Annotated in this window: 17 protein-coding genes; 6 read left to right on the top strand and 11 right to left on the bottom strand. The window is 63.3% G+C overall.

The genetic code is table 11. The annotated features are described in order from the left end of the window. Nucleotides 1–11: 11 nt before the first annotated feature. Both NKK51_RS02600 and NKK51_RS02595 read right to left on the bottom strand, forming a co-directional pair. Nucleotides 12–740: a class I SAM-dependent methyltransferase gene (locus tag NKK51_RS02600; RefSeq protein ID WP_352551037.1), complete on the bottom strand. Its 729-nt coding sequence runs from the start codon at nt 738–740 to the stop codon at nt 12–14. Next, nucleotides 737–2,743 carry a long-chain fatty acid--CoA ligase gene (locus NKK51_RS02595; RefSeq protein WP_352551036.1) on the bottom strand — a complete coding sequence of 669 codons (2,007 nt, stop codon included), beginning with the start codon at nt 2,741–2,743 and terminating at the stop codon, nt 737–739. Before NKK51_RS02595 ends, NKK51_RS02600 begins: the two co-directional genes overlap by 4 nt. A gap of 454 nt (nt 2,744–3,197) precedes the next feature. On the opposite strand from NKK51_RS02595, the gene NKK51_RS02590 reads away from it, so the two are divergent. From NKK51_RS02590 to NKK51_RS02570, 5 genes are all read left to right on the top strand, one after another. Then, nucleotides 3,198–4,790 (top strand): ABC transporter substrate-binding protein, encoded by a 1,593-nt coding sequence (locus NKK51_RS02590; protein WP_027039653.1) that lies wholly within the window; start codon nt 3,198–3,200, stop codon nt 4,788–4,790. A gap of 50 nt (nt 4,791–4,840) precedes the next feature. Beyond that, a complete protein-coding gene (locus NKK51_RS02585; protein WP_352551034.1) occupies nt 4,841–5,848 on the top strand; it encodes an ABC transporter permease subunit in 1,008 nt (335 codons plus the stop codon). Nucleotides 5,849–5,918: 70 nt separating this feature from the next. Then, nucleotides 5,919–6,773 carry an ABC transporter permease subunit gene (locus tag NKK51_RS02580; protein WP_224618710.1) on the top strand — a complete coding sequence of 285 codons (855 nt, stop codon included), beginning with the start codon at nt 5,919–5,921 and terminating at the stop codon, nt 6,771–6,773. A gap of 2 nt (nt 6,774–6,775) precedes the next feature. Further along, nucleotides 6,776–7,630, top strand: coding sequence for an ABC transporter ATP-binding protein (locus tag NKK51_RS02575; RefSeq protein WP_023811484.1), 855 nt, complete (start codon nt 6,776–6,778; stop codon nt 7,628–7,630). Beyond that, nucleotides 7,630–8,460: a dipeptide ABC transporter ATP-binding protein gene (locus tag NKK51_RS02570; protein WP_023811483.1), complete on the top strand. Its 831-nt coding sequence runs from the start codon at nt 7,630–7,632 to the stop codon at nt 8,458–8,460. Before NKK51_RS02575 ends, NKK51_RS02570 begins: the two co-directional genes overlap by 1 nt. Nucleotides 8,461–8,494: 34 nt before the next feature. On the opposite strand, the gene NKK51_RS02565 is transcribed toward NKK51_RS02570, so the two are convergent. The 3 genes from NKK51_RS02565 to NKK51_RS02555 all read right to left on the bottom strand — a co-directional run bounded on the left by NKK51_RS02565 (nt 8,495) and on the right by NKK51_RS02555 (nt 11,440). Continuing rightward, nucleotides 8,495–9,769, bottom strand: a complete 1,275-nt coding sequence (locus NKK51_RS02565) for a cysteine desulfurase-like protein (protein ID WP_352551033.1) — start codon at nt 9,767–9,769, stop codon at nt 8,495–8,497. A gap of 46 nt (nt 9,770–9,815) precedes the next feature. Beyond that, a complete protein-coding gene (locus tag NKK51_RS02560; protein WP_126067529.1) occupies nt 9,816–10,490 on the bottom strand; it encodes an amino acid ABC transporter permease in 675 nt (224 codons plus the stop codon). Between the two features lie 152 nt (nt 10,491–10,642). Further along, nucleotides 10,643–11,440, bottom strand: a complete 798-nt coding sequence (locus tag NKK51_RS02555; protein WP_352551031.1) for an ABC transporter substrate-binding protein — start codon at nt 11,438–11,440, stop codon at nt 10,643–10,645. A gap of 508 nt (nt 11,441–11,948) precedes the next feature. On the opposite strand from NKK51_RS02555, the gene NKK51_RS02550 reads away from it, so the two are divergent. Beyond that, nucleotides 11,949–13,040, top strand: a complete 1,092-nt coding sequence (locus NKK51_RS02550; RefSeq protein WP_023811479.1) for an LLM class flavin-dependent oxidoreductase — start codon at nt 11,949–11,951, stop codon at nt 13,038–13,040. A gap of 282 nt (nt 13,041–13,322) precedes the next feature. Here NKK51_RS02550 and NKK51_RS02545 read toward each other — a convergent pair whose 3' ends face one another. The 6 genes from NKK51_RS02545 to NKK51_RS02520 all read right to left on the bottom strand — a co-directional run bounded on the left by NKK51_RS02545 (nt 13,323) and on the right by NKK51_RS02520 (nt 19,479). Next, a complete protein-coding gene (locus NKK51_RS02545) occupies nt 13,323–13,718 on the bottom strand; it encodes a RidA family protein (RefSeq protein ID WP_023811478.1) in 396 nt (131 codons plus the stop codon). A 64-nt stretch (nt 13,719–13,782) separates the two neighbouring features. Continuing rightward, nucleotides 13,783–14,931 carry an acyl-CoA dehydrogenase family protein gene (locus NKK51_RS02540; RefSeq protein WP_352551029.1) on the bottom strand — a complete coding sequence of 383 codons (1,149 nt, stop codon included), beginning with the start codon at nt 14,929–14,931 and terminating at the stop codon, nt 13,783–13,785. Nucleotides 14,932–15,141: 210 nt separating this feature from the next. Beyond that, entirely contained in the window at nt 15,142–15,954 is an 813-nt protein-coding gene (locus tag NKK51_RS02535; RefSeq protein WP_352551027.1) for an enoyl-CoA hydratase family protein, read from the bottom strand. Continuing rightward, the gene (locus tag NKK51_RS02530; RefSeq protein WP_027039644.1) at nt 15,951–16,421 is read right to left on the bottom strand and encodes a MarR family winged helix-turn-helix transcriptional regulator; all 471 of its coding nucleotides are present in this window, start codon (nt 16,419–16,421) and stop codon (nt 15,951–15,953) included. The genes NKK51_RS02535 and NKK51_RS02530 overlap by 4 nt, the downstream gene beginning before the upstream one ends. Further along, nucleotides 16,415–17,188 carry an SDR family NAD(P)-dependent oxidoreductase gene (locus tag NKK51_RS02525; protein ID WP_352551025.1) on the bottom strand — a complete coding sequence of 258 codons (774 nt, stop codon included), beginning with the start codon at nt 17,186–17,188 and terminating at the stop codon, nt 16,415–16,417. Before NKK51_RS02525 ends, NKK51_RS02530 begins: the two co-directional genes overlap by 7 nt. Further along, entirely contained in the window at nt 17,185–19,479 is a 2,295-nt protein-coding gene (locus NKK51_RS02520) for a bifunctional salicylyl-CoA 5-hydroxylase/oxidoreductase (RefSeq protein WP_352551023.1), read from the bottom strand. The genes NKK51_RS02525 and NKK51_RS02520 overlap by 4 nt, the downstream gene beginning before the upstream one ends. Between the last annotated feature and the right edge of the window lie 109 nt (nt 19,480–19,588).

Genomic DNA, 19,588 nt, shown 5'->3' with positions numbered 1-19,588 from the left:
CGGCCGCCTCGTCAGCCTTCGAAGCGAAAGACGCCGCTTGGCTGCAGCGCGCTGTCTTTCGCCTGGCCGAAATCCGGCACCTTATGTTCGGCGAGCAGGCGCAGCCGTGATCGTGGCAGATAGGCGCGGCTAGGATCGCCGACCAGGACCTCGATGCCGGCATTCAGGCAGCGTTCGAAAAAAGGCATGACGCGGTCGGCGACGCCTTGGCTGTAGAAGACATCGCCTGCAAGCACGAGGTCGACGGCCGGCGGCGGACCCCTGGTGATGTCGTCTCCGATCACGGTGATGGCGACACCGTTGGCCGCCGCGTTTAGAGCGAGCGCGGCAACGCCGTTGCGGTCGATCTCTGCGGCGATGACTTCGCGTGCCCCAGCCTTGGCGGCGGCAATGCCGACAAGACCCGAACCGGCGCCGAGGTCGAGCACGCGGCGGCCGGCTACCGTTTGCGGATGATCCAGTATGTGGCGCGCAATCACCGCGCCGCCGGCCCACACATAAGCCCAGTAAGGCGGCTGCGGCTCGGGTCCATCGTTGTCCGCCTCGATCGTGTCGTCATCGTCGCCAGCGCTTTGGTGCGGATCTATGAGCCGTCTCAGGCCACTGGCCGGATGCGGTGTATAAAGCTGGATCTCAGGCACCGACGGCACCGGGGCGAGGCGCATGTTCGTTCTGATGAATTCTGCCGGGTCAGGACGGCAAGGTGCATTTACGGCCTCCGCGCCGCCGGCTGCAATCATTCGCGCAGTGCTCGCCGCAGGATCTTGCCGACCGGCGTCTTCGGCAACTCGGTCCTGAATTCTATGTATTTGGGCCGCTTGTAGCCGGTCAGGTTCTCGCGGCAGAAGGCGGTGAGCGTCTCCGCGGTCAGCGCCGGATCCTTCTTGACCACGAACAGTTTCGGCACCTCGCCCGAATGCTCGTCCGGCACGCCGACCGCCGCCACTTCGAGCACGCCCGGATGCATCGCCACGACTTCCTCGAGCTCGTTCGGATAGACATTGAAGCCCGAAACCAGGATCATGTCCTTCTTGCGGTCGACGATCTTGGTGTAGCCGCGCTCGTCCATGAAGCCCATGTCGCCGGATTTGAAGTAGCCATCCTTGGTCATCACCTTGGCGGTCTCATCGGGCCGGTTCCAGTAGCCCGTCATCACTTGCGGTCCTCGGATGCAGACCTCGCCGACCTCGCCGAGCGGCAAATTGTTGCCGTCGTCGTCGCGGATGGCGATCTCGGTCGAGGGCAGCGGCAAGCCGATGGTGCCGGTGAAGTCGCCGGCGGTGAACTTGTTGGCGGTGGCCACCGGTGAGGTTTCCGAGAGGCCGTAGCCTTCGGTGACCGAACAACCGGTCAGCGTCTTCCAGCGCTCGGCGACGCCCTTCTGCACCGCCATGCCGCCGCCAAGCGTCAGCACCAGCGGTTTGAAGTCGAGCTTGCGGAAATCCTCGTTGTTGAGCAACGCGTTGAACAGCGTGTTGAGGCCGGGAAAGATGTGCACCGGATATTTCTGCAATTCCTTGACGAAGCCTGGAATGTCGCGCGGGTTGGGAATGAGCACATTGCGGGCGCCTTGCTGCATGCCCATCAGCGCGTTCACCGTTAGCGCGAAAATATGATAGAGCGGCAGCGCGCAGATGAAGTTGGGGTGCGCCGGTTTCGGCTTGATCGTGTAGGCATCCTCCATCCACTGCGCGTTCTGCGCGACGTTGGCGAGCACGTTTCTGTGCAGCAGTGTGGCGCCCTTCGACACGCCCGTGGTGCCGCCCGTATATTGCAGGAAGGCGACATCGTCGGCTTCCACCTTGGCCGGCTTGAAGCCCATGCCGGCGCCGGCCTTCATGGCGGCATTGAACTTGACATGGCCGGGCAAGGACCATGCCGGCACCATCTTCTTCACGCGGCGCACGACGAAATTGACGATCGTGCCCTTCAGGCCGCCAAGCATGTCGCCCATCGCGGCGACCACCACATGCTTGACCGCGGTCCTGGCGATCACCGCCTGCAAGGTGTTGGCGAAGTTTTCCAGGATGACGATGGCTTGCGCACCGGAATCCTTCAACTGGTGTTCGAGCTCGCGCGGCGTGTAGAGCGGATTGATGTTCACCGCCACATAACCCGCTCGCAAGATCGCCATCATCGCCACCGGATATTGCAGCACGTTCGGCATCATCAGCGCGACGCGCGCGCCTTTCTGCAGGCCTTTCGATTGCAGGTAGGCGCCGAAGGCCGCCGACAGCCGCTCGACATCGGTGTAGCTGATGGACTTGTCCATGCAGGTGAAGGCCGGCTGCGCGGAAAACTGCTTGCAGGCGGCGACGAGGAAATCGCCGATCGAGCTGTAGGGCAGGGCACCGATCTCGGCCTGCACGTTTTTCGGATAGCTCTTGAGCCACGGCTTTTCCGGCAAGCCGGCGGCCAGCGCCGTCAACGCTTTCGGCAATCGGTTGGCGGTGGTGTCGGCCGGCTTTGCCGCCGGTGGGGTCTTCATCGCCGCGGCGGCCTTCGACGCCGGCCTGGCAGCGGGCTTTGCCGCACCCGCTTTATTTCCCGACGCCGTCTTTCCGGCCGCGGCCTTGGCCGGGGCTTTCACCACTGGCCTTGTGCTTGCCCTTACGGGCGCCGCGGCCGCCTTCGGCGTGGCGGCTTTGGAAACGGGTGCTTTCGGCTTGGCAGTACCGGCTGCTTTCGACGGCGCCTTGGCTCCCGCTTTCACCGGCGCCGTCGTCCTTGATGCTTTTGCCAACCGTTCCTCCCTGGACAAGTCTTGTTCATCCGCGCCGCGCTCGCCCCTGAATTGACAAGGACGCCCTCCGCTGCGGCCGCTACACCCTATGTATTGCCTCCGTTGGTGACCGTGCAAGTCTTGCCCTTGCGGCAACATGGCGAAAGTTTTGCCGTCGAAAGTATTTGCCGCCGCCAGCGCTCCCAGGGGGTGTCCTGGCGCATCCCTCGGCCGCTCGGAAGCGCCGGGAACATTTATATCGTCAGCTTGGCGATCAATAAAAAAATTCGGTTGTTAATAATCTCGTGAATGGAAGAAACTGCTAATTTTTTCTGCAATTTGGCAGAATAGCGGATTTTTTTCCTGCTTCCCGCGGGGTAAGCAAACGGGGTGTTCCAAAGCCGGAAAAACGGTGCTTATATGCGCGCTTCGCGAGCCTGATAGAGGGGCTTGGAAGAACATCAGGGAGTGCTCAATGAATAAGAAGCTGACTTTTGCAGCCGCGTTGCTGGCTGCAAGCGTCCTGGGCGGCATGGCCAATGCGAAAACTCTGGTCTACTGCGCGGAAGCTTCGCCGGAAGGTTTCGATCCGGCGCCGTATACCGCAGGCCAGACGTTCGACGCGTCATCGCGCACCGTCTTCAACCGCCTTGTCGAATTCGATCACGGCAAGACGACGACCTCGCCGGGCCTGGCCGAGAGCTGGACGATCTCCGACGATGGCAAGGAATATGTCTTCAAGCTGCGCAAGGGCGTCAAGTTCGCCGCAACCGACTATTTCACCCCGACGCGCGACTTCAACGCCGACGACGTGGTGTTCTCGTTCGAACGTCAGGTCGACAAGAACGGCCCCTGGTTCCAGTACATTCCGGGCATTGCCTACCAGTATTACAATGACCAGTTCGGCGACAACATCACCAAGGTCGAGAAGGTCGATGACCTGACGGTGAAGTTCACCCTCAAGGAGCCGGCGATCACCTTCATTCCGACGCTGGGCATGGATTTCGCCTCGGTCGTCTCCAAGGAATATGCCGACAAGCTGCAGGCCGACAAGACGCCTGAGCTGTTCAACCAGAAGCCGATCGGCACCGGCCCGTTCATCTTCGTCGACTACCAGACCGACGCCGCCATCCGCTACAAGGCCAACCCGGACTATTGGGGCGGCAAGCAGAAGATCGACGATCTGGTCTTCGCCATCACCACCGATCCGGCGGTGCGCGCGCAGAAGCTCAAGGCCGGCGAATGCAACATCATGTCGTACCCGGCACCGGCCGACATCGCCGGCCTGCAGGCCGATGCGAACCTGAAGGTCGAGGAGCAGGAAGGCCTCAATGTCGGCGCGCTGATGTACAACACACAGCAGAAGCCGTTCGACGATGTGCGCGTCCGCAAGGCGCTCAACATGGCCATCAACAAGAAGGCCATCATCGACGCCGTCTTCCAGGGCGCCGGCCAGGTGGCGATCAATCCGATCCCGCCGACCATGTGGTCCTACAACAAGGAAGTGAAGGACGATCCTTACGATCCGGATGCAGCCAAGAAGCTGCTTGAAGAGGCCGGCGTCAAGGACCTCAAGATGAACGTGTGGGCCATGCCGGTGTCGCGCCCGTATATGCCGAATGCGCGTCGCACCGCCGAACTGATCCAGGCGGATTTCGCCAAGGTCGGCGTCACCGTCGAGATCGTCAGCTACGATTGGGGTGAATACCTCAAGCGCGCTTCCGCGGTCGATCACGACGGCGCCGTCATCGTCGGCTGGACCGGCGACAACGGCGATCCGGACAACTTCCTCGGCGTGCTCCTGAGCTGCGCTTCCGTCGGTTCGAACAACCGCGCGGAATGGTGCAACAAGGACTTCGATGCGCTCATCAACAAGGCCAAGACCGTTTCGGACCAGGCCGAGCGCACCAAGCTCTATGAACAGGCACAGGTCATCTTCAAGGAACAGGCACCCTGGGCGACGCTCGCTCACTCCAAGGTGTTCATGCCGATGCAGAAGACCGTCACCGGCTTTGCGATGGATCCGCTCGGTATCCACCGCTTCGACGGCGTCGATATCGCCGAATAAGGTTGCGAAACGGGGGCGCCACCATGTGGTGACGCCCCCACTCGCCCGCCATGCTGCGTTATATCCTCGGCAAGCTCGCCCTCATCATCCCGACCTTCATCGGGATAACCATCCTCGCCTTTGGCTTCGTGCGCATCCTGCCCGGTGATCCCGTGCTGGTGCTTGCGGGCGAACGCGGCCTGTCGCCCGAACGCCACACGGCGCTGATGCACCAGTTCGGTTTCGATCTGCCGATTTGGCAACAATATTTGACCTATCTGACGAATGTCCTGAGCGGCGATTTCGGCACCTCGTTTTCAACCAAGACGCCGGTGCTCAAGGATTTCCTGGTGCGCTTCCCGGCAACGGTCGAACTCGCCATCTTCGCCATGATCTTTGCCGTTGTCCTGGGTGTCGCCGCCGGCATCTTCGCCGCCATCCGCCGCGGCTCCTGGTTCGATCAGCTGACGATGGGCACGGCGCTGGCTGGCTATTCCATGCCGATCTTCTGGTGGGGCCTGCTGCTGATCATCGTCTTCTCCGGCACGCTGCACTGGACGCCGGTTTCCGGCCGCATCGACCTTCTCTATTTCTTCAAGCCGGTGACCGGCTTCATGACCATCGATTCGCTGATCTCGGGGCAGAAGGGCGCATTCCGCTCGGCACTGTCGCACCTCGTCCTGCCCACGATCGTGCTCGGCACTATCCCGCTCGCAGTCATCGCCAGGCAGACGCGCTCGGCGATGCTCGAAGTGCTGGGTGAGGACTATGTCCGCACCGCGCGCGCCAAGGGCCTGGCGCCACGCCGCGTCATCGGCCTGCATGCCTTCCGCAACGCGCTGATCCCGGTCGTCACCACCATCGGTCTGCAGGTCGGCACGCTTTTGACCGGCGCCATCCTGACCGAGAGCATCTTCTCCTGGCCCGGCATCGGCAAATGGATGATCGACGCCATTTCCAAGCGCGACTATTTCACCGTGCAGGGCGGGTTGCTTTTGATCGCGCTGATCGTCATGTCGGTCAACCTCATCGTCGACGTGCTCTACGCCGTCATCAACCCACGCATCCGGGCCAACTGACATGAGCAATGAAGGCCCAGCCACCATCGAAGCCGCGACCGTCGTCAAGCCGCAGGACGCCAGGCTGCAGATGTTCGGCGAGTTCTGGCATTACTTCTCCGTCAACAAGGGCGCGGTGATCGGGCTCTTTGTCTTTGCGCTGCTGATCCTGATCGCCATCTTCGCGCCGCTGCTGGCGCCCCATTCGCCAGACGATCAGTTCCGCGATTTCTTCCTGACGCCGCCGGCTTGGCAGGAAGGCGGCAACGCGCAGTTCCTGCTCGGCACCGACGCTGTCGGCCGCGATATGCTGTCGCGGCTGATCTACGGCTCGCGGTTCTCGCTCGCCATCGGCTTCGTCGTCGTCACGTCAGCGCTGATCTCAGGCGTCATTCTCGGCCTGCTCGCCGGGTACTGCCGCGGCTGGGTCGACACGCTGATCATGCGCATCATGGACATCATCCTGGCCTTCCCGTCGCTGCTGCTGGCCCTGGTGCTGGTCGCGGTTCTCGGCCCTGGCCTCGTCAACGCCATGATCGCCATCGCCTTCGTGCTGCAGCCGCATTTCGCCCGGCTCACCCGCGCCGCCGTGATGGCCGAGAAGACCCGCGAATATGTCGTCTCGGCCAAGGTCGCCGGGGCCAGCCATCTCAGGCTGATGCTGGTCACCATCCTGCCCAACTGCATCGCGCCGCTGATCGTGCAGGCGACGCTGTCCTTCTCCAACGCCATTCTCGAGGCAGCCGCCCTTGGCTTCCTCGGCATGGGCGCGCAGCCGCCGACGCCGGAATGGGGAACGATGCTGGCCGAAGCGCGCGAGTTCATCCTGCGTGCCTGGTGGGTGGTTACTTTCCCGGGTCTCGCCATCCTGATCACCGTCTTCGCCATCAACCTGATCGGCGACGGCCTGCGCGACGCGCTCGACCCCAAGCTGAAGAGGTCGTGAGCATGCCTCTGCTCGAGATCAAGAACCTCACCGTTTCCTTCGACACCGCGGCCGGACCGTTCATGGCCGTGCAAGGCATCGACCTCTCGATCGAGCCGCGCGAAGTGCTGGCGATCGTCGGCGAGTCCGGTTCCGGCAAGTCTGTGGCGATGCTCGCAGTGATGGGCCTGTTGCCCAACACGGCAACCGTCAAGGCAGACCGCATGGCCTTCGACGGCGTCGATCTCCTGAAGCTCAGCCCGTCCGAACGCCGCAAGATCGTCGGCAAGGACATCTCGATGATCTTCCAGGAGCCGATCGCCAGCCTCAATCCGTGCTTCACCGTCGGCTTCCAGATCGAGGAGGTGCTGCGCTTCCATATGGGTATGGATCGCGCTCAGCGGCGCGCGCGGGCCATCGAGTTGATGAAGCTGGTCGGCATCGCCGATCCGGAAGAACGGCTTAGCTCGTTTCCGCACCAGATGTCGGGCGGCCAATGCCAGCGCGTCATGATCGCCATCGCCATCGCCTGCAATCCGAAGCTGCTGATCGCCGACGAGCCGACGACGGCGCTCGACGTCACCATCCAGAAGCAGATCCTCGATCTGCTGGTTTCGCTGCAGGCCAAATACGGTATGGGCCTGATCATGATCACCCACAATATGGGCGTGGTGGCCGAGACCGCCGACCGTGTCATCGTCCAGTACAAGGGCCGCAAGATGGAAGAGGCCGACGTGCTGTCGCTGTTTGAATCGCCGAAGAGCAATTACACGCGGGCGCTTTTGTCGGCGCTGCCGGAGAACGCCGTCGGCGACCGGCTGCCTACCGTTTCCGACATGATGTTCGAGCCGGCGCCTTCGGCAGTTGGAGCCGCCTGATGAGCACCACGGTCCTCGAAGGCAAGAACATCGTCCGCGACTACCATATCGGTGGTGGCCTGTTCACCGGGCCGCGCACAGTGCACGCGGTCAAGGGCGTCTCGTTCAAGGTCGACAAGGGCAAGACGCTGGCCATCGTCGGCGAAAGCGGCTGCGGCAAGTCCACGCTCGCCCGCATCATCACGCTGATCGATCCGGCGACGTCAGGCGACCTGTTCATCGACGGCAACAAGGTCGACATCGCCAAGGGCGGATTGACCAAAGAGATGCGCCGCAAGGTGCAGATCGTCTTCCAGAACCCCTATGGATCGCTCAATCCGCGCCAGAAGATCGGCGACGTGCTGGGCGAGCCCCTGCTGATCAACACCGACAAGCCGGCGGCCGAGCGGCGCGACCTGGCGATGAAGATGCTGAAGAAGGTCGGCCTCGGTCACGAGCACTACAACCGCTACCCGCACATGTTCTCGGGCGGCCAGCGCCAGCGCATTGCCATTGCCCGTGCGCTGATGCTCAACCCAAGCCTGCTGGTGCTGGACGAGCCGGTCTCGGCGCTCGATCTTTCCGTGCAGGCACAGGTGCTCAACCTGCTCGCCGACCTGCAGGACGAGTTCCAGCTGACCTATGTCTTCATCAGCCACGATCTGTCCGTGGTGCGCTACATCGCCGACGATGTGATGGTGATGTATTTCGGCGAAGCGGTCGAATACGGCTCGCGCGACGAGGTCTTCGCCGACCCCAAGCACAGCTACACCAGGACGCTGTTCGCGGCGACCCCGCGCGCCGACGTCGCCTCGATCAAGGCGAGGCTAGCGAAGAAGAAAGCCGCCTGACGCCGCGGCGTCAGGCCGTAGCAATTCAGCTCGCTCAGGACAGCTTGGCGATGATGCTGCGTAGCGCTTCGCTGAAGCGCCGGACTTCCTCGACTGTGTTGTAGTGGACCAGTGAGGCGCGGATGGCGCCGCTGTCCATCGATAGGTTGAGGCGCTTCATCAGCCGCGGCGCATACATGTGGCCGTCGCGGATGCCGATCTGCATCTCGGCCATCTCTTCGACGATCCGCTGCGGCGACAGTGTGCCGATGTTGAAGCAGAACGTCGGCACGCGTTCGGTGATGCGGGCCTCGTCTGCGACGCCATAGATGGTCGCGCCGCAACCTTTCAGCACCGCAAGCATCTCGCGCGCCAGCACCAATTCGTAGTCGCGGATGGCGCCCATGCCGGCAACGATGTTGTCGCGCCGCGAGCGGTTGTTGGAGGGTGCGAGATTGCGGCCGATCAGTTCCAGGTACTGCACGGCGGCATCCATGCCGGAGACGTTCTCGTAGATGAACGTGCCTGCCTCGACCTTGTAGGGCGGCTCGTTGGGGATGAAATCCTCGCGGAAGGTCGGCAGCCGTTTCAGCGTTTCGAAACGACCCCAGAGGAAGCCCATATGCGGCGAGAAATTCTTGTAGCCGGAGCAGACGAGATAGTCGCAGTCCCAAGCCTGCACGTCGATCAGCCCGTGCGGTCCGTAATGCACGCAGTCGAGGAACACTTCGGCGCCGGCCGCGTGCGCGATCTTGGCCACCGCGGCGACATCGACGATCGAGCCGATCGAGTGCGCGGTGACCGTGCAGGCGACGAGACGGGTGCGGTCGGAAACCAGCGGGCGCAGATCGTCGACATGCAGATTACCGTCCTCGCGCATCCGCCACCATTTGAATTTCGCACCGGCGGATTCCAGCGCCAGCCAGGTCGCGATGTTGGCGTCGTGGTCCATGTCGGTGATGACGATCTCGTCACGCTCCTGAAGCATCTGACCGATACCGAGGCTGACCAGGCGGATGAACGAGGTGGCGTTCATGCCGAAGCAGATTTCCGCCGGGCTATAGGCGTTGATGAGCAGCGCTACGCTTGTCCGAGCATCGGCGACCGACTGGTCGACGGTGACGCTGCGGCCATAGCGGCCGCCGCGCTGCACATTGTGCGAAACCAGATGGTTGGTCACCGCGTCGAGCACGCTTTGCGGGATCTGCGCGCCGGCGGCGTTGTCCAAAAAGATGAAGTCGCCAGCCCGCTGCAAGGCTGGAAACATGGCGCGGATGGCGTCGACGGGGAACGCGGTGGCGTTTGCATTGTCGGTTTGATGCTTGTTCACGGGTAGGCTCCTGCAAAGGACTTGAGCGGGGATCAGGTAGTGGAGGTCAGCGCTTCTTTTCGGTCTTGAAGCGCTCTTCAAGCAGGCTGACGAGGCGGACCATCGGCCAAAGGAAGATGAGGTAGACAAGCGCTGCGCCGATCAGCGGCGAGGGGTTGGCGTAGAGCGACTGCGCGTTGGTCGCTTCCTTCAAGAGTTCCGGCAGCGCCACGGTGGAGGCGAGCGAAGTGTCCTTGAACATCGAGACGCAGTTGCTGGTCATCGGCGGGATGACGACGCGGATCGCTTGCGGCAGCACCACCTTGCGCAAGGTCAGCAGGAACGGCAGGCCAAGCGCCTGCGACGCCTCGAACTGGCCGCGCGGGATGCTCTCGATGCCGGAGCGGAACACCTCCGCCGAGTAGGCCGACATGATGAAGGCGAAAGCAGTCACGGCGGAGGCCCAGGACGACAGGCGTATGCCGAGGAACGGCAGTGCATAGTAGATCAGGATCAGCACGACCAGCACCGGCAGGGCGCGGAAGATGTCGGTGTAGCCGACCGCAAGCCACCGCAGCGGCTTCGGCGCGTAAAGCCTCACCAGGCTGATCACCAGGCCGATCGGGATGCCGATGCCGATGCTCAAGATGCCGAGCAGCAGCGTGTTCAGGAAGCCGCGCAGCAACGCCGGCAGGCTGGACATGATGACATCGGGATTGAAGAAGGTATCCAGCAGCGACATGGGAGCGTTCCCGAACCCGAGAGCAAGGATGCTCAGGTTAAAACCAATCGACCTCGCCAACGGCGAGACGGTCTGCGCGGAAGCCGGCGCTGGCGCATGAAATGAATCGTGCCGGCCTGGAAAGCCGGCACGATGTCAGCGCAGCTTTCAGCTCAGGCCTTCGGCAGCGGCATTTCCTTCATGGTCGAAGAGTCGGCGGGCGCGTCGCTGCCGAACCACTTCTTGTGGATGGCGGCCAGCGTGCCGTCCTTCTTCATCGCGCTCAGCGCGTCGTTCAGCTTGCCGAGCAGCGGATGGTCCTTGGTCATCATCAGGCCGTACTGTTCGCCGGTCTTGATGCGCTCCTTGACGACCAGATCCTTCATCTTGGTGAAGGAATATTCCATGCCCGGAATGTCGCTGACGGCGGCGTCGACGCGGCCGGCGCTAAGGTCGAGCAGCAGGTTCTGCTGCGTGTCATAACCCTTCACGTCGCTGAAGCCGTCGGCTTCCTGATGCGCCTTGACCCAGGTCTCGCCGGTCGAGCCCGACAGCACGCCGACGATCTTGCCCTTGAGGTCGGCCTCGGCCTTGATTGGGCTGTCGGCCTTGGTGGCAATGCCCATGTCGGAATCATAATAGGGCTGCGTGAACGACTGCGACTTCAGCCGCTCGGCCGTGATGGTGATCGACGAGATGGCGACGTCGATGCGCTTCGACGTGGTGGCGGCAAACAGCGCCTGGAAGCCGAGATCGGCGATGTCGGTGGTCATGCCGATGCGCTTGGCGGCTTCGTTGATGATGTCGACTTCAAAGCCTTCGAAGGTGCCGCTCTCGTTCTTGAATTCGAAGGGCGGGTTGGTCGGATAGGCGCCGACATTGAGCACATCGGCGGCATAGGCGGTGGCGGGGCCGGCGGCGATGCCGACGGCGGCGGCAAGAAGAAGCAATTTGCGGCGCGTGAAGCTCATTTGTGTTCCCTCTGTTGTTGATCGGGCGGGTTGCTCCCGCACGGTTTTTTGCCGCCCCGCTTCACGCAGGACGTCAATTCATGGCAGCGACCATGCGGTCATGGTTAGCGACGTTTTGTGTTGCAGATCGCGTATCTGCGCGCGCACTTCATTGAAGGCATGGCGCGCATTGGATGATGACTGGGGCAGTATGAACGACAAGAACTGAGACTCCCACCCGGAGCACCCACGATGGACTGGCCGGCACGATGGACTGGTCTGCACGATGGACTGGCCGGCAAGCCCGTCCGGCACGGCAATCGCCATCGACTCTGGAATGCTTATCCAAAGTGCGGCGCTTTTCAAGGCGAAAGTTTTAAGCTTAAAAAGCTGCGGTGTCCGTTGCGTGGCCGACACGGTGCGGCCCGCTGGAACCGATACCCGCGAGCGATGGCGACGCGAAGCTATTTCAGGCTTGAAATATCTCCGCGCGGGCCTAGCGTGTGCTCTCTCGCCGGGAGGTCGCGACATGAACAAACCACACCCCTTGCACGGCCCGAACAGATTGAAGCTGGGGGTCTTTTCGACCAATGCCGATGGCGGGCTGGCCATAACCGATGTGCCTGAACGCTGGACGGCAAGCTGGCAGGACAATCTGACCGCAGCCCAGATCGCCGACCGTGCCGGGCTGGAGTTCATGCTGCCGATCGCCCGCTGGCGCGGTTTTGGCGGCCGCAACAAGGTGCGGGAATGGTCGTTCGAGACCTTCACCTGGGCGGCGGCGCTTGCCATGGCCACCGAGCAGATCGGCCTGTTCATGACGGTGCATGTGCCGCTGGTGCATCCGCTCTATGCCGCCAAGGCGCTGGCGACGGTCGACCATATCAGCCAGGGCCGCGCGGGCTTGAACATCGTCTGCGGCTGGAACCCGAAGGAATTCGGCATGTTCGGCACGCCTCTGGTCGAGAAGGGCTACGACCAGGCGGCCGAATGGATCGAAATCCTCGAAAAGCTTTATGCCTCGCCCGACCCGCTCGACTATGAGGGCACCTACTACCGCCTCAAGGAAGCCGTCAGCCGTCCGGCCAGTCTGCAGGTGCCGCGCCCGGTGACCATGAACGCCGCTTTCGGCGGGCCCGGCCGCGATTTCGCCGCCGCGAGATGCGACTATCTGTTCACGACCTTTTCCGAAATGGGCGATGCCGGCAAACATGTCGCCGACATCAGCGAGCGGGCAGACAAGGTGGGCCGTGATGTCGGCGTCTACACCGTGGCGCATGTCGTCTGCCGCCCGACGATGGAAGAGGCGCGGGCATATTACACGCGCTATGCGGTCCATATGGCCGACCACGACGCCGTCGATGCCCACATGGCCGGCAAGAAGGAATTCTCGCAGTCGCACGACCCGCACGCCTATGACCGCTACCGGCAGCGTTTCGCCGGCGGCGCCGGCACCTACCCGCTGATCGGAACGCCGGAAACGATCGCCGCCGACATGGTCGCCATTGCCGGGCATGGCTACCAGGGCATCGCGCTGTCCTTCGTCAATTACACCAGGGAGTTGCCCTATTTCTGCGATCACGTGCTGCCGATTTTGCGGAAGGCGGGGCTTCGCGCATAGTAGTGGTGATCAGTTGCGGTGGATCATCGCGGATATTCGGAATTAGCCGAAGCCTCCCCAACGTCGTCATCCCTGGGCGAAGCAGGAGCGCAGCTCCCGTCGCGGAGACCCTGGGATCCATGCCGCGACTTCGGCCGTGGAGTGCAGCGGTGCAGAATTCTGGACCGTGGTGACGCTTTGGAGTCCCGGCATGGATCCTCGGGTCTGCGCCGCGTCGCTTCGCTCCTTGCTTCGCCCGTGGATGAGGAAGTAATGGGCGTTTACTCCGGACGAACGAATTCCCTATTCCGGGATGACCGCAGTCGCCTGGATCTCCACCTTGGCGCGGTCCTCGACCAGCGCCACCACCTGCATGGCGGCCATCGCCGGAAAATGCCGGCCGATCACCTCGCGATAGGCCTCACCGATGCCCCTGAGATTGGCGAGGTATTCGGCCTTGTCGGTGAAATACCAGGTCATCGAGGTGATGTGCTGCGGCCCGGCACCGGCTTCCGCCAGCACCGCGACGATGTTCTGAAGCGTTTGCCGCACCTGGCCTACAAAATCGTCGGTCTCGAACTGGCATTGCCCGTTCCAGCCGACCTGTCCGCCGACGAAGACGAGCTGCCCGCGTGCCGCGACGCCATTGGCGTAGCCGACAGGTTTTGCCCAGCCTTCGGGCTGCAGAATCCTGTGCATTCAAAACCTCCCGGTATTCCAAAACCCAATTTTCAAAATCGAACGCTCGTCAAAATCTCTGCCGTCAGGCCGCGCCCATCACTTGCCGTGCAATCACCACTTTCTGCACGTCGGAGGCACCTTCATAGATGCGCAGCGCGGGGATCTCGCGATACAGGCTTTCGATGATGTGGCCCTTGCGGACACCGTCGCCGCCATGCAGTTGCACAGCCTTGTCGATCACCTCTTGCGCCTTGTCGGTGGCAAACAGCTTGGCCATCGCCGCCTCGCGTGTGACCCGCGCGGCACCCATGTCCTTGGTCCACGCAGCGCGGTAGACCAGAAGCGCCGCCGCATCGACGTCGAGCGCCATATCGGCGATATGCCCCTGCACCATCTGCAATTCGGCCATCGGGGCGCCGAACAGTTTGCGCTCCGCCACGCGTTTGATGCTCTCGTCCAGTGCGCGGCGGGCAAAGCCAAGCGCCGCCGCGCCGACGGTCGAACGGAACACGTCGAGCACCGACATGGCGATGCGGAAGCCATCGCCCGGTTTGCCGATCAGCGCAGAGGCGGGAAGGCGGACCTGGTCGAAAGACAGCCGCGCCAGCGGATGCGGCGCGATTACTTCCAGCCGTTCGGCGATGCCAAGGCCCCTGGCGTCGCCAGGCACGAGGAAGGCGGAAAGCCCCTTGGCGCCCGGCGCCTCGCCGGTGCGGGCAAAGACGACATAGAGGTCGGCGATGCCGCCATTGGAGATCCAGGTTTTTTCACCGGAAAGAACATAGCTGTCGCCGTCGCGGGTCGCCGTCATTTCCGTGTTGGCGACATCCGACCCCGATCGTGGTTCCGACAGGGCGAAGGCTGATATCGCCTTGCCGGCGCGCGTCTTCGAAAGCCATTGCTGCTGGTGCGGCGTACCGAACAGGCTGAGCGCGCCGGTGCCGAGCCCTTGCATGGCGAAGGCGAAATCGGCCAGCCCGTCATGACGGGCGAGTGTCTCGCGCGTGATGCACAAAGTGCGGACGTCGAGGGGGCCAGGATTGTCCGTGTCGAGCGCCGTCGGCTTCAGCCAGCCGTCTCGCCCGAGCTTGCTGACCAGCTCGCGGCAGGCGGCGTCGACATCATGGTGATCGACCGGCAGGTTTTTAGCGCACCATGCGTCGAGTTGTTCGGCCCACTCGCGATGGCGGTCTTCGAAGAACGGCCAGGAGAGGAAGGAGCGGTCAGGCATGGGTGCCTCCTTCCGCGCAGCGATCCTTCACACCCCCCTCTGCCCTGCCGGGCATCTCCCCCGCAAAGGGGGAGATCGGACGTTGTTTTGGCTTTCGCCAATCTCCAAAATTGCAGTATGGGCGCTGCCAACGAAACCGCTGATCTCCCCCCTTGCGGGGGAGATGCCCGGCAGGGCAGAGGGGGGTGCCTGGGCGCAAACCGCTCATCCTCAATCCCCCTCGAACACCGGCTTTTCCTTGGCCACGAACGCCTTGTAGGCGCGCTCGAAGTCGCGGGTCTGCATGCAGATCGCTTGCGCCTGCGCTTCCGCTTCGATCGCCTGGTCGAGACCCATCGACCATTCCTGGTTGAGCTGCGTCTTGGTGATGCCGTGGGCGAAGGTCGGGCCGGAGACGATGCGCGCCGCCATGTCGAGCGCGTCGGCCTCCAGCGATGCGGCATCGACCAGTCTGTTGTAAAACCCCCAGCGCTCGCCTTCATCAGCCGTCATGGTGCGGCCGGTGTAGAGCAGTTCGGCGGCGCGGCCCTGGCCGATGATGCGCGGCAGGATCGCGCAGGCGCCCATGTCGCAGCCGGCAAGGCCGACGCGGGTGAACAGGAATGCGGTCTTGGCTTCCGGCGTGGCGATGCGGATATCGGAACTCATCGCGATAATGGCGCCGGCGCCGACCGCGACGCCATCGACGGCCGCGATGATCGGCTTGCCGCAATTCAGCATCGCCTTCACGAAATCGCCGGTCATTCGGGTGAAGGCGAGAAGCTGCTTCATGTCCATCTTGACCAGCGGGCCGATGATGTCGTGGACATCGCCGCCGGAGCAGAAATTGCCGCCATTGGAGAGGAACACCACGGCGTCGACATCGTCGGCATAGACGAGGCCACGGAACGTGTCGCGCAGTTCGGCATAGCTGTCGAAGGTCAGCGGGTTCTTGCGCTCAGGCCGGTCGAGCCGGACCTTTGCGATCCTGCCTTCGACCTCCCAGAGGAAATGCTTCGGCTTGCGTCCGGCCATTTCGGTCATTCGCGTCCCTCCCAGTTGCTGCGGAACGAGGTCAGCATGCCGGTCAGCCGGCGCGCGTCGTCCTCGCTGACCTTGCCCAGCAATTCGCCGATCCAGCCTTCATGCGCCGCGGCGATGGTGGCGAAGGCCTGCGTGCCTTCCTCGGTCAGCCGCACCATCGACGTGCGGCGATCGCCATTGCGTCGCGCGCGGGCTACAAGTCCTTCCGACACGAGCCGGTCGACGATGCCCGTGACATTGCCGTTGGAGACCAGCAGGAAGCGCGACAGGTCGCTCATCAGCATGCCTTCCGGCGCGCGATAGAGGGCGGCCATCACGTCGAAGCGCGGCAGCGTCGTGTTGAAGTCCTTCTTCAGGCGCTCGCGCAGCTCGGCCTCGATCGTGCGCGAGGCACGCAGCAGCCTGATCCACAGACGCAAGCGGTCCTTGCCGGGTCCCGACGGCGCGGGCAGGGGGCCGGCTACCATGTTTCGCCTCCTGAAATGGAAATCGCCTGTCCGGTGATCGACTGGGCGGCGTCGCCACAGAGCCACAGCACGGCGGCGGCAACCTCATCCGGCTGGATGAAGCGGCCTTGCGGATTGGTCGAGGCAAGGCTCGACCGTGCCTGCTCGACCGAGCGGCCGGTCTTCTCGATGATGCGCTGGATGGAGTCTTCCAGCATTTCGGTTTCGACAAAGCCCGGGCACACCGCGTTGACGGTGACGCCCGATTTCGCCGTTTCGGCGGCAAGAGCCCGCATCAGGCCGACGACGCCATGTTTGGCGGCGACGTAAGGCGCGACATAGGCGTAGCCTTTCAGTCCGGCCGTGGAGGCGATGAAGACGATCCGCCCCGCCTTGCGCGCGGCCATCCCGGCCAGCGCCGGCTTCACGGTCAGGAAGGCACCGGTCAAATTGACGTCGAGCGTCCGCTGCCAGTCGCTGAGCGCGGTTTTGTGCGCCGGCGCGCTGCCGGACATGCCGGCATTGGCGACGACGATGTCGAAGGGTCCGCGCGCGGCTTGCGCCGCCTCGTAAAGCGACGCCATTGCCGCCTCATCGGTGACATCGGCGGCGATGCCGAAAATGCCTTTGCTTTCGCCGGCCACCTTGGCGAGCTCCGCCTCCCGGCGGCCGCATATGGTCACGTCGATGCCGGCACCCGCCAGCGCCAGCGCGATTGCCCGGCCGACACCGGACCCACCGCCAGTGACCAGCGCATGTTTGCCGGAGATCGTCGAGACGGCACTCATACTTTCAGCCCCGCTGCCGCGTCGCGCTCGGCCAGCCGGTAGAGCTGGTCGCGTCCGGGCAGATAGGGATCGGGCCATTTCACGCCACGGTCGCCGAGCGTGACCGCGGCATGCAGCGTCCAGTAGGGGTCGGCGAGATGCGGCCGTGCCAGTGCCACCAGGTCGGCGCGGCCGGCCATCAGGATCGAATTGACATGGTCCGGCTCGTAGATGTTGCCGACCGCCATCGTCGCCATGCCGACCTCGTTGCGGATGCGGTCGGAAAACGGCGTCTGGAACATGCGGCCGTAGACCGGCTTTGCCAGTGCCGAGGTCTGGCCTGCCGAGACGTCACAGATGTCGACGCCGGCCTCATGCAGCAGCCGGGCGATCTCGACCGCATCGGCCGGCGTCACGCCCTCGATGCCGACCCAGTCATTGGCCGAAATCCGGATCGAAATCGGCTTCTCCGCCGGCCAGGCGGCGCGCACCGCTCGGAAGATTTCGAGGGGATAGCCCATACGGTTTTCCAGCGAACCGCCATAGTCATCCGTGCGCCGGTTGGTGACCGGCGTGATGAAGGACGACAGCAGATAGCCATGCGCGGCGTGGATCTCGAGCATGTCGAAGCCGCAGCGATCGGCCATCTCGGCCGAGGCGACGAATTCGTCGCGCACTTTGTCCATGTCGGCGCGGTCCATCGCCTTCGGCACCTGATTCCCAGGCGACCACGCGACGGCCGAGGCCGCCACCACAGGCCAGTTGCCTGAGATCAACGGCACGTCGGTGCCCTCCCAGCCGAGCCGGGTCGAGCCCTTGGCGCCGGAATGGCCGATCTGGGCGCAGATCTTCGCCTCGGTTTCGGTGTGGACGAAGTCGACCAGCCGCTTCCACGCCACCTCATGCTCGGGCGCATAGAATCCCGGACAACCGGGCGTGATCCGCCCCTCCGGGCTGACGCAGGTCATCTCGATATAGATGAGCCCTGCGCCGCCCTTGGCCCGCTCGGCATAATGGGTGAAATGCCAGTCGGTCGGACAGCCGTCGACGGCCTTGTACTGCGCCATCGGCGAGACGACGACCCGGTTCTGCAGCTTCATGTCGCGCAGCTTGAACGGCGCGAACATCGGTGCGCGGCGCAAGCTGTTGCCGCCGGCGCCCGCCTGGCGCTGAAACCATTCCTCCGCTCCGCCCAGCCATTCGGCATCGCGCATCCGCAGATTCTCGTGGCTGATGCGCTGCGAGCGGGTCAAAAGCGAATAATTGAACTGCACCGGATCGAGGCCGAGATAGCGCTCGACCTCTTCGAACCATTCGAGCGAATTGCGCGCCGCCGATTGCAACTTCAGCACCTCGGTGCGGCGGGCATCCTCATATTTGCGGAAGGCAGCCTCGAGGTCCGGCTCGGTTTCGACATACTCGGCCAGCGCAACCGCACTCTCCAATGCGAGTTTGGTGCCGGAACCGATCGAGAAATGCGCTGACGCCGCCGCATCGCCCATCAGCGCCAGATTCTTGTAGGACCAGCGCTCGCACAGAACGCGCGGAAAATTTATCCAGGCCGAACCACGGATGTGGTTGGCATTGGTCATCAATGCGTGGCCGCCGAGGTGCCTGGCGAAGATCCGCTCGCAGACGGCGATCGATTCCTGCTGCGACATCGCGCCGAAGCCGAAGGCAGTCCAGGTCTGTTCGCTGCACTCGACGATGAAGGTCGCGGTGTCGCTGTCGAACTGGTAGGCGTGCGCCCACACCCAGCCATGCTCGGTCTTCTCGAAGATAAAGGTGAAGGCGTCGTCGAACTTCTGGTTGGTGCCGAGCCAGACGAACTTGCATTTGCGAGTGTCGATGTCGGGCTTGAAGATGTCGACGAAACTGTTGCGCGCCCTGGAGTTCAGGCCGTCGGCCGCGACGACCAGATCATGCGTCTCCATGTAGGGCTTGGGATCTGCAATGTCGGTCTCGAACATCAGCTTGACGCCGAGTTCGCGCGCCCGGCGCTGCAGCAGGACCAGCAGCCGCTTGCGGCCGATGCCGCAGAAACCGTGCCCTGACGAGACCGTGCGCACGCCGTCATGGATGACGGCGATGTCGTCCCAGTAGGCAAAGTGCTTCTTGATCCAGACGGCGCTGACCGGGTCGTTTTTCGACAGATTGTCGAGCGTCTCGGCCGAAAGCACGACGCCCCAGCCGAACGTGTCGTCGGCGCGGTTGCGCTCGAACACCGTCACATCGTGCGCGGCGTCCCTCAGCTTCATCGAAATGGCAAAGTAGAGGCCGGCTGGTCCGCCGCCGAGAACCGCAACCTTCATGTCTGCGATCTCCTCTTCGCTTGCTGGAGTTCAGTATCGCGCCGGCGACAAGATATTTCAAGCTTAAAGTTTTATATCAAAACGATTGTCCTGACATGGCGAAAGCGCG

Source organism: Mesorhizobium sp. M0011, from assembly GCF_040324155.1.
GTDB lineage: Bacteria > Pseudomonadota > Alphaproteobacteria > Rhizobiales > Rhizobiaceae > Mesorhizobium.
The sequence above is the reverse complement of the archived record's forward strand: the minus strand, read 5'-3'. Positions and strand labels throughout refer to the sequence as shown.